Here is a 12,770-nt window from a genome sequence, read left to right as displayed (position 1 = left end):
AGATGCAAGACTTTTCTCTTGCCAGGATGTATGCCTGCTTTGGGCCTGTTTTTGCTGAAACAGGCCCAAAATAAAAATCCCCGGCTTCTTGGGAGGCCGGGGATTTTTTATGCAAGAAGTCCTGTGTCTTACATCTTGTGCCTTACAAGAGCTATCTGCTCAGCGGGAAACCTACCGACAGCTGGAACATGGAGTGGCGGGCATCTTTGAAATCGCCGCGGGCGGGCGAGTCATCTGTCAGGTCAGTGAAGGCGCCGTTGTAGCGCAGGCCCAGGCTGAAGCCGTTAGCGGTGGCAAACCCCAAGCCGGCGGCATAGCCTATCTCAAAGTCTGAGTATCCCGATTTGCTTTTCTGGTCAACGGTTCGGTCTACCTCGGTGAAATCTGAGCCGTTGGTGCTTTGGAAGACCTTGGTTTTGTCATTCACGTTGAGCAGGTAAGACACCTGGGGCCCGGCCTCAAAGAACAGGCTGCCGGCCTTTACGCGCGCCAGCACCGGCACGTCAATGTAGTTGAAGTTGGCGGTGCCTTCATACCGTTCCTTTACACCCAGCAAGCCGGTTCTCTCTACATCGTCATACTTGAAGCCTTTGTTGGAGTACAGGATCTCGGGCTGAATGGAGAAGAAGTCTCCTACAATGGGGGCGTTGAAGTAAACTCCGGCATGAAAGCCCACTTTGTTATTGAACCGTGATTCGTCCTTTAAATCGCCAGAAAGGTTAGAGTAGTTTAAGCCACCTTTTACCCCGAAACTAGATTGTGCCTGGGCCGCAAAAGAAGCGATAACGGCAAAAGCCAGGATGAAAAGTTTTTTCATGATCTTGAATTTTTAGGTTAGTTCTGTTGTTTATAGGTGGTTTTGCAAACACTGTGCCTAAAACTGGTTTTTAGGGATTTACTGGTTGGTAGAAAGAGGTTTTTATTGGTAAGTGCCTGAAAAAGAGAAGGAAGCTGTTTCGCGTTTTCGGTTTTGTCCCTGGCGCAAGCGTCCGTTGGTGCCTTGCGCGTAGCGTGATCCCCCTATTTCTGGGCAGTTATCTGAAAAGTAGCCCTGAAACGGCGGCACCAGCGGACGCTTGCACCAGGGATAGTTCTACAGATAGAAAGAGGGGAAGCTCTGAACTGGTTCAAGCTAAAAAAACAGGGCCCACATGCGTGGGCCCTGTTTTTTTAGCTGAAATGCGCTTGTTACCTGCTCGGGAACAGGAAGCCCAGGGTCAGCTGGAATGCTGAGTGACGGGCGTTGGTGAGGTTGTCATTGTCTTCCTTGGCCAGTGAGTTGATGCTGCCGTTGTACCGAAGCCCCAGGCTGATTCCGTTCTGGGCCTGGTAACCAATACCGGCGGCGTAGCCAATCTCAAACTCAGATAGATTGTCTTTGTCAATTCTGCGCGAGGTCTCAAACTCATTGTTCCCTTGCTGGGTTTCGCTCTTGTCTTTGATGCCAAGCAGGTAAGAAGCCTGTGGCCCGCCCTCAAAGAACAGCCCGCCGGCGTTAATCCGCAACATAACGGGCAGGTCCAGGTAATTGAAGTTTACGGTTCCCTTGCTCTTGAAAGTGGTGTTGCCTATAGGGTATTCCTCGTCGCGGTACTGGTAGCCGCGCTGGGAAAACAGAAGCTCTGGCTGAAGGGACAGGAAACCGTCGCCGCTCAGGTCAAAGTTAGAGGTGATCCCTCCCACAAACCCGAATTTGTTCTTGTAGATGTCCTGGTTATCCAGGTCTCCGGAGATGTTGGAGTAATTCGCACCAGCCTTGATTCCGAAACGTGGACCATTCTGGGCCTGTGCAAAACTGAAGGAAAGCACGGCTGCTACAAATAATACAATCTTTTTCATAGTGGTAAGTAAGTAAGATAATGGGCTTTGTAAAAAGGTGAGCCCGTGTAAAACCCTCCCTTATACGGCTCAAATAAAAAATGTTGGGCAGGTTTCTCCTGTTTTTCAGCGTAGGTGGAGAGATAGCAAGATTTGAAAAGACAAATTGCAGACGATAGAAGTGAAGCGGGGCCTAAAGTGAAATTTTCTAAGGCAGGCTTTTCTTCTTATGTGCTAAGGCATTAGGCATTGAAGAGGGGCTTTCTGTTGGTAGGGCTAATCCTGAACCACAATGACCCGAGGTGGTTGCGTGATGGGCATAAAAAAAGGGCTCCCATGGGAGCCCTTTTCGTGGTAAAGGGTTTAGATATTATCTTCCGCCAAAAGCATAGCTTAGAGAAAGCATGAAGTTAGAGTTGTAAACTTTGCCATCTTCAGCAACTTTAGAAAGACCGCCATTGTAACGCAGGCCAATTCCAACACCTACTGGCAATTCATAGCCTAAACCAGCAGCATATCCAATGTCCACTGTTTCAGGATCTCCTCCAAACACATCTTTAAAATCACCATCCTCATCTTCATCACCGCCAGTGAGTTTATACTTAGAGGCAACATTGAAAGAAACTGTTGGGCCAAGCTCAAAGAATAAAGCACCAGCTTTGATACGAGCTAAAATTGGAACATCGATGTAAGAGAGGTTAACTTTAAACGTTTCATCTTCTTCTTCCATTTTCCAGCCTTTCAGGGAGTACAATAGCTCAGGGCGTACAGAAACCATCTCTGAGAAGCTATAGTCAGCGAATAAACCGGCATGGAAACCGAATTTGTATTCCATTTTGGTGTCAAATAGCTCTTCAAAGGCTTCTACGTCATCTCCAGTCCAGTTGCTGAAGTTACCTCCGGCTTTGATACCTACCTTAATTTCACCCTGCGCTTGGGCAAAATAGGTCATGAACAATGCGGCAATAAAGAATACTAGTTTTTTCATGAGTTGGGGTTTAAGGGTTGGTTGTTGTGTTTTCTAGTTTTTTGTGCTGCTAGTTACTAATAATATAGGGGATGGGCTATACCGAAAAGTGAGTAAGTCCAGGCCAAGGTGGAGCAAAGCAGAGAGGGCTGTGCCAAGCATAAGCATCAGGTTTTAGTTAAAATATTGCTTTTCTATTGTTCTTCTTGATTCTGAGCCTTTTGCTGTACTGCGCCAACGTTGCCTGCAGCGCCAGACCCAAAGCCTTCCCCTACTAGACAGGCAAATTGGAACCTACCCCTATCCGCTACCAGGAAATAAGTAAAAAAGAACGGCAGGTCGCCTTTCCTGAGAAAAACGACCTGCCGGCAAAATACACTGGTGGAGAAGAAGGCCTTACCCGGCCCAACCTTCGCGGTCAAGGCTGCGGTACTGGATGGCCTCGGCCAGGTGCTCTATTTTGATGTCTTCAGACCCGGATAGGTCTGCAATGGTGCGGCTCACCTTCAGGATGCGGTCATACGCCCGGGCCGAAAGGCCCAGCCGCTCCATGGCGGCTTTCAGCAGCAACCGGCCCGCTTCATTGATCCGGCACAGGTCTTTGACCATCTGCGAGGGCATCATGGCGTTGGAATGGATCTCGGGGAACTCCTTGAACCGGTCGGCTTGCCATTGGCGGGCGCGCTCCACCCGCTCCCTGATATCTTCGCTGGTCTCCGCCTTACGGGTTTCGGTCATCTGGTCAAAAGAAACCGGCGTTACCTCCACGTGCAGGTCAATCCGGTCCAGGAGCGGGCCGCTTACTTTGTTGAGGTAGCGCTGCACCACACCGGGGCCGCACACGCAGTCTTTGTTGGGATCGTTGTAAAAGCCACAGGGGCACGGATTCATGCTGGCCACCAGCATAAAGTTGGCCGGGAAATCAATGGTAAGCTTGGCGCGCGAGATGGTGACCCGGCGTTCTTCCAGCGGCTGGCGCATCACCTCCAAGACCGTGCGCTTGAACTCGGGCAGCTCATCCAGGAACAGCACGCCGTTATGAGCCAGGGAAATCTCGCCGGGCTGCGGATTGCCGCCGCCGCCCACCAGCGCCACGTCTGAAATGGTATGGTGCGGAGCCCTGAACGGCCGCTGCGCCAGGAGCGAACTCTGCACGCCCAGTTTACCGGCCACCGAGTGGATTTTGGTGGTCTCCAGCGCCTCATGCAAAGTGAGCGGCGGCAGAATGGAAGGCAGGCGCTTGGCCAGCATGGTCTTGCCGGCCCCGGGCGGGCCGATCATAATCACGTTATGGCCGCCGGCCGCCGCAATTTCCAGCGCGCGCTTAATGTTCTCCTGGCCCTGCACATCGGCAAAGTCTGCCGAGTACTGGTGCACCGATGCCTGGAACACGTCACGGGTATCTATTTCCAGCGGATCAATGTGGAGGTCGCTGCTCAGGAAATCAATGGCCTCTTTCAGGTTTGAGACGCCAATCACGTCCAGTTTGTTCACAATGGCTGCTTCCTGGGCGTTCTGTTTGGGTAAGATGAACCCCTTGTAGCCTTCCTTGCGGGCCTGGATGGCAATGGGCAGCACCCCTTTGATGGGCCGGAGTTCGCCGTCCAGCGCCAGCTCGCCCATGATCAGGTACTGGTCCAGCTTATCGGTGATTAGTTGGTCAGAGGCGGCCAGGATGCCAATGGCAATGGGCAGGTCGTAGGCCGAGCCCTCTTTGCGCACATCGGCGGGCGCCATGTTAATGACCACCTTCTGCCGGGGCATGCGGTAGCCGTGGTGTTTTAGGGCAGATTCAATGCGCTGCTCACTTTCTTTGATGGCGTTGTCTGGCAAACCCACCAGAAAATACTTAGTGCCCGGAGAAACGTTTACTTCAATGGTAATGGTAAAGGCATTCACGCCCTGTACCGCGCTTCCGTAGGTTTTTACAAGCATATATGATTTTAATACAATACTATATTTTCTTGAGGGAGCCAACAGCAGCGCGGCCAAATAAATTCCGCCCGGCCCAAACCTGTTTTGGGGCCAGTTCCAGAAAAACAGGTTAAAAGCGGCAGGCCCGCATTCCAGAGGGGGCAGAATCTTTTTGGGGGCCTTTGCCAGACCAGGCACGCGCGGGCCGTTCCGGTGCTTTCTCCGTTTCCGGGCCCTTTTTCTAAAAAGCGGCCTACGCCATGTGTTTCTCCAGCAGCAGAATTAAGATGTGGATGACTTTGATGTGGATTTCCTGGATACGATCGGCGTAGCCGAAGTGCGGAACCCTGATTTCCACATCGCTCAGGGGAGCCAGTTTGCCGCCGTCTTTGCCGGTGAGCGTGACTACCAGACCGCCGTTGGCTTTGGTGGCTTCGGCGGCTTTGAGCACGTTGGCCGAGTTGCCGCTGGTGCTGATGCCCAACAACACGTCGCCGGGCCGTACCAGGGCCTGCACGTAGCGGGAGAACACGTGATCGTAGCCGTAATCATTGGAGACGCAGCTCATGTGGCTGGCGTCTGCAATGGCAATGGCGGCCATGGGCGCACGGTCATCGCGGTAGCGGCCGGTGAGTTCCTCGGCAAAATGCATGGCGTCACACATAGAGCCTCCGTTGCCGCAGGAAAGAATCTTGCCGCCGTTTTTCAGGCTGTTGGCCATCAGCTGCGCTGCTTCTTCAATAGAGGTAATGGTGGCAGGCTGGGCCAGAAAATCAGAAAGGACTTGTTGGGCTTGTTGCAGTTCCTGCAGAATAAGGGCGGCGGGTGAGGTAGTCATGTGCTTATAAAGGCCGGTGGTCTGCCGGCGGTAAATTGGGGTTTTCGTCTGGGTTCAAGGTGGGCGGAATGGGTGCCGGCGTAATGATAGGGGCCTGGTCCCGCAGGTCACCTGAACCTGAACGAGAAGAAGGCTGCGAACTGCCAGGCGAAGAGCTTGCCGGGGCAGGCTCAGGAATAAGCGGGGCACCGGCGGCTTTTATCTGCTGGTCATAATGCCGGGCTTTCCACTCGGTGTGTTTCGCTTTCAGATCGGTGTGTTGCCGGCGCTCGCGGTCCAGATCTCGTTTCAGGAGGGCAATATACGCGTTTTCTACCAAGAGTTCTGCCAGCAGCAACACGGCCCCGACCCAAAGCAACCGGTTGTAGAAGTCGGCGTGGGTGGCTAAGTCAAAGAGCATCACAAATTTAGAGACGCTCAAGATGCGCAGTAAGAACAGAAAGGCGATGAGCAGGTACACCATCACCAGGATATTGACAGCTTTTTTCAAAGTCTCCATAGCGGTACAGGTCTAGAAACATTAAGAATGTTTAATATTTATCTGTACGCAAATGCGTGGAAATAGCTGTAAAACGAGCGAAGATGAAGTAATGGAGTTCTGAAAAGAGGACTGTTCTCTGGTTTAGCGCCAACCCACCCCTGCCCCTCCCAGGAGGGGAGTTTCAGATACTGTAGGATACAGAATAAAGTAGGGGACTGACAAAACTCACATACGCATATAGTAGAACCGCTGCTACATGCGAAAGCGGCTGAAGATGAAAACTCCCCTCCTGGGAGGGGCAGGGGTGGGTTGGACGGTTGAAAATTCGGAAGCCGTTTAGCGCCTGTTTTCCTGGAAACAGGCGCTAAACGGCTTCCGAATGGCAGACGCAACTGGTTAAGAGGTGTGCTGCATCTGGGTGAGTTTGTGATACACCCCGCCGTGCTGTACCAGCTCGCTGTGGGTGCCTCTCTCTGCAATGCGGCCTTTCTGCAGCACAATGATTTCGTCGGCGTGCTGAATGGTGCTCAGGCGGTGGGCAATGACCAAAGAGGTCCGGTTCTTCATGAGGTTGGTGAGGGCTTCCTGCACCAGTTTCTCAGACTCGGTATCCAGGGCAGAGGTGGCCTCGTCCATGATGAGGATGGGCGGGTTCTTGAGAATGGCCCGGGCAATGCTCAGGCGTTGGCGCTGCCCCCCAGAGAGCTTGCTGCCTCGGTCGCCAATCACGGTCTGGTAGCCGTCTGGGCTCTGCATGATGAAGTCATGCGCGTTCGCGATTTTGGCGGCGGCCATCACCTCGGCCTCGGTGGCATCGGTTTTATTGAAGGCGATGTTGTTGAAAATGGTATCATTGAACAGGATGGATTCCTGCGTTACAATGCCCATCTGCTCTCTTATGGAGTGCAGGGAGCAATCGCGCAGGTCTTGCCCGTCTATGCTGATGGAGCCTTCGGTGGGGTCATAGAAACGCGGCAGAAGATCGGCCAGGGTAGATTTTCCGCCACCGGATGGGCCCACCAGCGCGATGGTCTTGCCTTTGGGAATGGTCAGGTTGATGTTATGCAGAATAGGGTCATCGGCGTAGCGGAAACCTACGTTCTTGAACTCAATCTCGTGGGTGAAGGTCGGCAACGTCTTCGCATCGGCTTTGTCTCTGATCTGGGGTTGGGTATCAATCAGGGTAAGCACCCGCTCCCCCGAAACCAGCCCGCGCTGAATGTTGCTGAACGCGTTGGAGATGGCTTTTACCGGCACCAGAACCTGCGAAAACAAGGCCAGAAACGCAATGAGATCTTCGCCGCCCAGGTCAGACTCGCCACGCAGCACCAAAGAACCGCCGTAGAACAGAATACCCGCCACCACAGACACCCCCATAAACTCAGAGAACGGCGAGGCCAGGCTGCGTTTATTGTTCATAGACGTGATAATGCGCGCGTACAGGCTGTTGCTTTGCCTGAACTTGCCCAACACGTACGGCTGGGCGTTAAAGCCCTTGACCACGCGCAGGCCGGTGAGGGTCTCGTCAATGATGCTCAGGATAGAGCCCAGCGCATCTTGCCCCTGCGACGACTGCCGCTTCAGTTTTTTGGAGATAGTGGAGATCACCAACCCAGAAACCGGCAGGACAATGAGGCTGAAGAACGTAAGCTTGGGCGAGATGTAGAACAAGACCACAAAGTAGCCAATGAGGAGGAAAGGCTCCCGGAAGAGCACATTGAGGGTGCTTACCACCGAGTTTTCCACTTCCTGCACGTCATTGGTGAGCGTAGACATGATGTTGCCTTTGCGCTGATTGGAGAAATAGCCCAGTTGCAATTGGGTAAGGCGCTCAAAAACCTGCATTCTAAGGTTTTTCACTACTCTGGCGCGCACCACACCCTCTATGCGCAAACCAATGTACCGGAATACGTTGGCCAGAAACACCGAGATGATGAGCATGATGCAGATGAAACGCAGCGCGCCAATGGCACCCTCGGCCTGAATGATCTGGCCTACGTGGTAGTAAAAGAAATCACTGATCCAGCTCAGATTTAGTTGAAAAGGAGGAGGTGCCGTGGGGGAGGATTTCAGGGCCTGGTCCTGGCTGAACAGCACCTTCAGCAAAGGGGACAGCAAGCCAAAGTTCATCACCCCGAAAACGGTGGCCAGCAGCGTTGCCATGGCGTACCAGGGAACGTACTGACTAAACGGCCTCGCAAAATTTAGAATGCGGAAATAAGTTTTCATTGCCGCAAAGGTACGGCTTTGCTTTCTAAATCAGCATACCGTGAAAAGGGCCTGTTTCAGGCCAGATTTCTGAAAAACAGCCCTGAAACAGCCGCGCCTCCTTCTGTGGTGGAAGGAGGCGCGGCTGTTTCTGATGATCTTATTATGGCTAGCTAATTCAAAAGTGGTCATTCTGAAATTCATCAATCACTGCCTGTACATACTTTTCAATGTCTTCTTTGGATAAGGTGTCATCTGAGATATGGTCCAGGATCATCTCATACGCCATCAAAGTTCTTTTCTTGGAGAAAGTAATCTGCTCTGAGCGTGACAGGTTTCTCTGCAATCTCTCTTCCAGTTTGCTAAGAATGGCTTCCTGAAAACCTTTGTCCAACAGGTCCATGGTTGAGGGCGCAGTTTTCCTGGAGGTTGGCCAGTCACTAAAAGGCATGCGTGCGCTGCGGAATGTTCCACCGGAAAGACACTGCCGTGAAAGCGGTGTTCCGGTCCAGGCGGTTGTCCTCGGCGTCGGCGCGGCGCAGGACCTGGGTAAGGTCCAGGAACATGTTGTAGCGTAACTGGAAAGAGGCGGTAGCCTCGCCGTACAGCTGGTTGGTGGTAATGCCGTCGCCAATCTGGAAACCGTAATTGCCTGGGCGCGTGGTGTAGGGCTTTAACACGTTGCCGCCGTAGTTGTACTGGATGAAACCGCCTTCGGGGTCATTGGGGTTAACGGTGGGCTCGGGGTCCTGGCCGTAGCGGGTGGCAATGGCCTTGGCGGTAAGCGTGAGTTTGGGCAGGGGCTGGTAGCGCACAATGGCCACGGCCTCGGCCAGGTTGGCGCCCATGGGGTGGGCCAGGGGCTGCAGGTAATGCTGGTAGTTTTTAGAGGCGTCTTCGTGCTGGTAGGTGAACGGCCGGGCCAGGTTGAGTTCGCCCTGCAGGTCCAGGTTAGACACCCCGAAGGCATCAATGTACTTGGCTCCGCCCTGGAGGGCGAATTTGTTGCCCCACCAGCCGTTGCCGGCCCGCAGCTCACTGATCAGGAACTCATCCAGCACCACCTGGCCGTAGAGCTGCACCCGGTTCCTGATGTTCCACTTGAAATCGGCACCCAGCAAAGCGTTGTCTTCTGAGCCCAGGCCCTGCTCAATGCTGCGGTAAAAGATTACCGGGTTTAGGTACTGCAGCTCAAACCGGCCATGGTCACGCCCGAAGATCACCGACTCAAACACGCCCACGTTCAGGTTGGGCAAGATGTTCACGCTGAGGTGGTGCAGCGTCATGTACTTCTTGTCGTAGAGCTGGTCAACGCGCTCAAAGTCCTGGGTGAGCTCGGCGTAGAGGTTGGTGTACTGCAGTTTCCAGACCTGGGTCTGCAGCTTGAGGAAGAAGTAAGGCGCTGCGTAATCTGATAAGATCATGGACCGGTACCCGGTGCCGATGAAGTTGCGGTCGTGGCCCAGCATGACGCTAATGTGCTTGGTGGCCGCGTAGTTGATGTAACCCCGGGCCGAGAAAAAGTCGTACCCGCCCGTGCCGAAGGTTTTCCAGTAGGCTTCATGCGGCACAATGTTGTCGCGCGACACGCGCTCGTTCACGTAGCCGGGGAGCTTGGCCTGGTTGTCGGCCAGAAAGGTGTAAAAGCCCAGCTTGCCGTCCAGAGAGCCTTCTACCTGCAGGCCGCGGGTGTTGAGGTAGCGCAAGCCGTCGGTCTCGGTGTCTTTGCCCGCCTGCAGGCCCAGCACCGGGTTCACGCGCAGGGTAAACTCAGGGCTTTCGTGGTGGTACAAGTCGGTTTTATTGCGGAAGAACGGGCCCAGTGACCGCTGGCTCTCGTTTTCGCGGGCGTACCGGGTGTAGTTCCAGTTGTCGTTGAGCAGGTAATTGACGTTGTAGGCATCGGTGGGGGAGCCGTTCATCGCTTCCTGGCGGGCCTCCTCGGCCAATCGGGCCACCCGCGCCCGGCCGAACGGTCTGAACGAGGTGTGCAGGTCCTCGGGGTTGTGCTTGATATGGTATCGGTCAATGACCCGGTATACATCCTGGTTAAGGGGTACGGTGGCATCCTGCGCCAGGGCCGGGCCGGTCACAAGGGTAAGGCCCAGCAGCAGACGGTATATTTTGCTCATAAAGTAAATTTGTAGACCCGAAGATAGTGGAATTTTGACGGTGTACTCCCCACAGGGCTTGCGGGTTGCCTCGCGTCTGGTCCTGCGCAGGGTGTCCGGGGCGTTTCGGGCCTACTTTCCTCAAACGGGGCCCAAAACAACCTGCCAGCAGGGCTAAGGGGCAGACTGCCCCGCACTCTGCCCATAAACCCGTATCTTGCCCTGTCATGATAAAGTTGCTGCGCCATCAGGAGATTAGTCCAGAGCGTTGGGAGGCTTGCTTAGCACGGGCCCACCAGCCCCTGGTGTATGTGCACGCCTGGTACCTGGACGTGGTGTGCGGCGGAGCCTGGGAAGCGCTGGTGGAGTTGCAGGGCGAGGAGTACGTCTCTCTGTTTCCGCTGCCGGTGCGCAGCCTGCTGGGGCAAAAAAGGGTGTACCAACCCTTGTTCACGCAGCAACTGGGTTTGGTGGTGACGCCGCAGAGCAAAGAAACCGACCCCAATGCTTACCTGGCCTTGCTGCCAGGCTTGTTCGGACAGGTGCAGTACCAACTGCCCAACGTGCGGGAGATTACCCTCGGAGCCCCCTGGAACCATCGGCTGAGGCCCAACTATGAATTGTCGCTGGAGCCTGGTTACCCGGCTTTAGAGCAGCACTACTCCACCAATCTGAGGCGAAACCTGAAAAAGGCCGCCAAAACGCCGCTGGAAGTACAAGTAGTTTCCTCTATAGAGCCATTGGTCAGTCTGTTCCGCAGTACCAAAGGCCAGGAACTAACCGAGTTGAAGCCGCGGCATTACCAGACGCTAGAGCAACTGTACCAGCGTGCTGCGCAGCGGGGAGTTGGGCAGGTGTGGGAGGTGCGCCGGCAAAATAAGTTGCTGTGCGGGGCGTTTCTCCTGTGCACCCCGCACCGGGTCACGTTTTTGTTTGGGGCCAGCTCAGAAGAGGGCCGCGCCGCCAGCGCCATGGCGTTCCTGCTGGACCACCTGCTACAGCGGGAGGCCGGCTCCGGCAAAACCTTCGACTTTGAGGGCAGCGAGGTGCCGGGCGTGGCGAATTTTTACGCCGGTTTTGGTGCGCAGCCGGTCCCCTACGTATCTTTAAGCACGCAACCTAAACGCTTTTTCCCCGCATGGATCATAACCGCCTTCATATCCTTAGCCAAACGCCTTCGTTAGCCAATCATTTTATTGCTGAGTTACGGGATGTGACGGTGCAGAAAGACAGTCTGCGGTTCCGCAGGAACCTGGAGCGCCTGGGCGAGGTGATGGCCTACAAGATCTCTGAAACGCTGCCCTACAAGGAGCAGACTATCCAGACCCCGCTGGCCCAGACCCAGCAAACCCTGTTGGAAGAGTTTCCGGTACTTGCCACCGTGCTGCGGGCGGGTTTGCCGTTTCACCAGGGCTTCCTTAACTACTTTGACCGGGCTACCTGCGCTTTTGTGGGAGCTTATAGGGTAGAAGGGGCCCGCCAACTGTCGGTACACCTGGATTACATGGCCACGCCGCACCTGGAAGACAAGATCCTGATCTTGGTAGACCCCATGCTGGCCACCGGAAAGTCATTGGTGCTCACCTATAAAGACATGCTGCGGTTCGGGACGCCCAAGCGAATCATCATTGCCGCCATCATTGCCAGCCCCGAGGGGGTAGCCCATGTGCAGGAGCACATCCCCGAGGCCGATCTGTGGTTGGGCGCCCTGGATGAGCAACTGAACGAGCAGGCCTACATTGTGCCTGGCCTGGGCGATGCCGGCGATCTGGCCTTCGGGTCCAAGAAATAGCTAAAGTGCAAGCAGTATCTTTCTTTGAGCAAAGAAATTTTACCTGCGCTTCGTTAATATTGTATATTTAGGGTAGCGGGCCCGTTACAGGTGGTCGGTGGGCCTGTCAGGTATAAATCTGGTAAGTTTGTGGTAAAAGCTAATCTTCTGTAAGACTGTATGTTTGCGGCAGTTCTAAAATACTTCTCGGTTTATCTGCTAAGTGCGGTAAAGTTCTTTGGCGGACCCCTGGTGGGCTTCACCATGGGCGTGTCTTTCTGGGCTACGCTAGGGCTTACCGTGGCCGGAATGATGACCAGCGTGTGCCTGTTCTCACTCATCGGGTCTGCGGTACATGACCACTATGTGGCCCGGCAACGAACCAGGAACAAGCCCAAGTTCAGCAAGAAGAACCGCCGCATAGTCTCGGTATGGCAAAAGTTTGGCATGTCAGGCATCGCCTTCCTTACGCCGGTGCTGTTCACGCCCATTGTAGGCACGGTATTGGCCACTGTGTTAGGAGTCTCCAAAAGCCGCATTGTGCTGCACATGCTCTGGAGCGCCGTTTTCTGGGGTTTTGCCGTAACACTTACCCTATTCAAACTAAGCCACCTGCCGCTATTGCAGTTCCTGCACCGGTAGTCATTACTGCTTGTTGATTG

The 12,770-nt window shown here is 54.3% G+C and carries 12 protein-coding genes; 3 read left to right on the top strand and 9 right to left on the bottom strand.

Annotated elements, in window-relative coordinates; translation table 11 throughout:
* Nucleotides 1-151 precede the first annotated feature (151 nt).
* From JT718_RS14555 to JT718_RS14515, 9 genes are all read right to left on the bottom strand, one after another.
* On the bottom strand, nucleotides 152-817 hold the full coding sequence (locus JT718_RS14555; RefSeq protein ID WP_240337107.1) for a porin family protein: 666 nt from the start codon (nucleotides 815-817) through the stop codon (nucleotides 152-154).
* Between the two features lie 371 nt (nucleotides 818-1,188).
* Nucleotides 1,189-1,839 carry a porin family protein gene (locus JT718_RS14550; RefSeq protein ID WP_205503444.1) on the bottom strand — a complete coding sequence of 217 codons (651 nt, stop codon included), beginning with the start codon at nucleotides 1,837-1,839 and terminating at the stop codon, nucleotides 1,189-1,191.
* 349 nt (nucleotides 1,840-2,188) lie between these two features.
* Complete coding sequence (locus tag JT718_RS14545; protein WP_205503443.1) at nucleotides 2,189-2,806, bottom strand: porin family protein; 618 nt, start codon at nucleotides 2,804-2,806, stop codon at nucleotides 2,189-2,191.
* Between the two features lie 375 nt (nucleotides 2,807-3,181).
* A complete protein-coding gene (locus JT718_RS14540; RefSeq protein ID WP_205503442.1) occupies nucleotides 3,182-4,720 on the bottom strand; it encodes a YifB family Mg chelatase-like AAA ATPase in 1,539 nt (512 codons plus the stop codon).
* Between the two features lie 232 nt (nucleotides 4,721-4,952).
* Nucleotides 4,953-5,537 carry a D-sedoheptulose 7-phosphate isomerase gene (lpcA, locus tag JT718_RS14535; RefSeq protein ID WP_205503441.1) on the bottom strand — a complete coding sequence of 195 codons (585 nt, stop codon included), beginning with the start codon at nucleotides 5,535-5,537 and terminating at the stop codon, nucleotides 4,953-4,955.
* 4 nt (nucleotides 5,538-5,541) lie between these two features.
* Nucleotides 5,542-6,036 carry a hypothetical protein gene (locus tag JT718_RS14530; RefSeq protein ID WP_205503440.1) on the bottom strand — a complete coding sequence of 165 codons (495 nt, stop codon included), beginning with the start codon at nucleotides 6,034-6,036 and terminating at the stop codon, nucleotides 5,542-5,544.
* 378 nt (nucleotides 6,037-6,414) lie between these two features.
* Nucleotides 6,415-8,247, bottom strand: a complete 1,833-nt coding sequence (locus tag JT718_RS14525) for an ABC transporter ATP-binding protein (protein ID WP_205503439.1) — start codon at nucleotides 8,245-8,247, stop codon at nucleotides 6,415-6,417.
* Nucleotides 8,248-8,404: 157 nt separating this feature from the next.
* Nucleotides 8,405-8,629 (bottom strand): hypothetical protein, encoded by a 225-nt coding sequence (locus tag JT718_RS14520; RefSeq protein WP_205503438.1) that lies wholly within the window; start codon nucleotides 8,627-8,629, stop codon nucleotides 8,405-8,407.
* Nucleotides 8,630-8,666: 37 nt separating this feature from the next.
* Nucleotides 8,667-10,358 carry a hypothetical protein gene (locus JT718_RS14515; protein ID WP_205503437.1) on the bottom strand — a complete coding sequence of 564 codons (1,692 nt, stop codon included), beginning with the start codon at nucleotides 10,356-10,358 and terminating at the stop codon, nucleotides 8,667-8,669.
* Between the two features lie 206 nt (nucleotides 10,359-10,564).
* On the opposite strand from JT718_RS14515, the gene JT718_RS14510 reads away from it, so the two are divergent.
* The 3 genes from JT718_RS14510 to JT718_RS14500 all read left to right on the top strand — a co-directional run bounded on the left by JT718_RS14510 (nucleotide 10,565) and on the right by JT718_RS14500 (nucleotide 12,750).
* A complete protein-coding gene (locus tag JT718_RS14510; protein WP_205503436.1) occupies nucleotides 10,565-11,521 on the top strand; it encodes a GNAT family N-acetyltransferase in 957 nt (318 codons plus the stop codon).
* Nucleotides 11,476-12,129 carry a uracil phosphoribosyltransferase gene (upp, locus tag JT718_RS14505; protein ID WP_205503435.1) on the top strand — a complete coding sequence of 218 codons (654 nt, stop codon included), beginning with the start codon at nucleotides 11,476-11,478 and terminating at the stop codon, nucleotides 12,127-12,129. The genes JT718_RS14510 and upp overlap by 46 nt, the downstream gene beginning before the upstream one ends.
* A gap of 159 nt (nucleotides 12,130-12,288) precedes the next feature.
* On the top strand, nucleotides 12,289-12,750 hold the full coding sequence (locus JT718_RS14500) for a hypothetical protein (RefSeq protein WP_205503434.1): 462 nt from the start codon (nucleotides 12,289-12,291) through the stop codon (nucleotides 12,748-12,750).
* The last annotated feature ends 20 nt before the right edge of the window (nucleotides 12,751-12,770 follow it).

The sequence above is a fragment of the Rufibacter psychrotolerans genome (assembly GCF_016924645.1).
Classification (GTDB): Bacteria; Bacteroidota; Bacteroidia; order Cytophagales; family Hymenobacteraceae; genus Nibribacter; species Nibribacter psychrotolerans.
Note: the sequence above shows the minus strand (reverse complement) of the source record. Positions and strands in the feature narration are given on the sequence as shown.

Excerpts from the sequence above, each read along its gene's own strand:
- JT718_RS14555 (WP_240337107.1), bottom strand. The coding sequence starts at position 817 with ATGAAAAAACTTTTCATCCTGGCTTTTGCCGTTATCGCTTCTTTTGCG.
- JT718_RS14550 (WP_205503444.1), bottom strand. The coding sequence starts at position 1,839 with ATGAAAAAGATTGTATTATTTGTAGCAGCCGTGCTTTCCTTCAGTTTT.
- JT718_RS14545 (WP_205503443.1), bottom strand. The coding sequence starts at position 2,806 with ATGAAAAAACTAGTATTCTTTATTGCCGCATTGTTCATGACCTATTTT.
- JT718_RS14540 (WP_205503442.1), bottom strand. The coding sequence starts at position 4,720 with ATGCTTGTAAAAACCTACGGAAGCGCGGTACAGGGCGTGAATGCCTTT.
- lpcA (WP_205503441.1), bottom strand. The coding sequence starts at position 5,537 with ATGACTACCTCACCCGCCGCCCTTATTCTGCAGGAACTGCAACAAGCC.
- JT718_RS14530 (WP_205503440.1), bottom strand. The coding sequence starts at position 6,036 with ATGGAGACTTTGAAAAAAGCTGTCAATATCCTGGTGATGGTGTACCTG.
- JT718_RS14525 (WP_205503439.1), bottom strand. The coding sequence starts at position 8,247 with ATGAAAACTTATTTCCGCATTCTAAATTTTGCGAGGCCGTTTAGTCAG.
- JT718_RS14520 (WP_205503438.1), bottom strand. The coding sequence starts at position 8,629 with ATGGACCTGTTGGACAAAGGTTTTCAGGAAGCCATTCTTAGCAAACTG.
- JT718_RS14515 (WP_205503437.1), bottom strand. The coding sequence starts at position 10,358 with ATGAGCAAAATATACCGTCTGCTGCTGGGCCTTACCCTTGTGACCGGC.
- JT718_RS14510 (WP_205503436.1), top strand. The coding sequence starts at position 10,565 with ATGATAAAGTTGCTGCGCCATCAGGAGATTAGTCCAGAGCGTTGGGAG.
- upp (WP_205503435.1), top strand. The coding sequence starts at position 11,476 with ATGGATCATAACCGCCTTCATATCCTTAGCCAAACGCCTTCGTTAGCC.
- JT718_RS14500 (WP_205503434.1), top strand. The coding sequence starts at position 12,289 with ATGTTTGCGGCAGTTCTAAAATACTTCTCGGTTTATCTGCTAAGTGCG.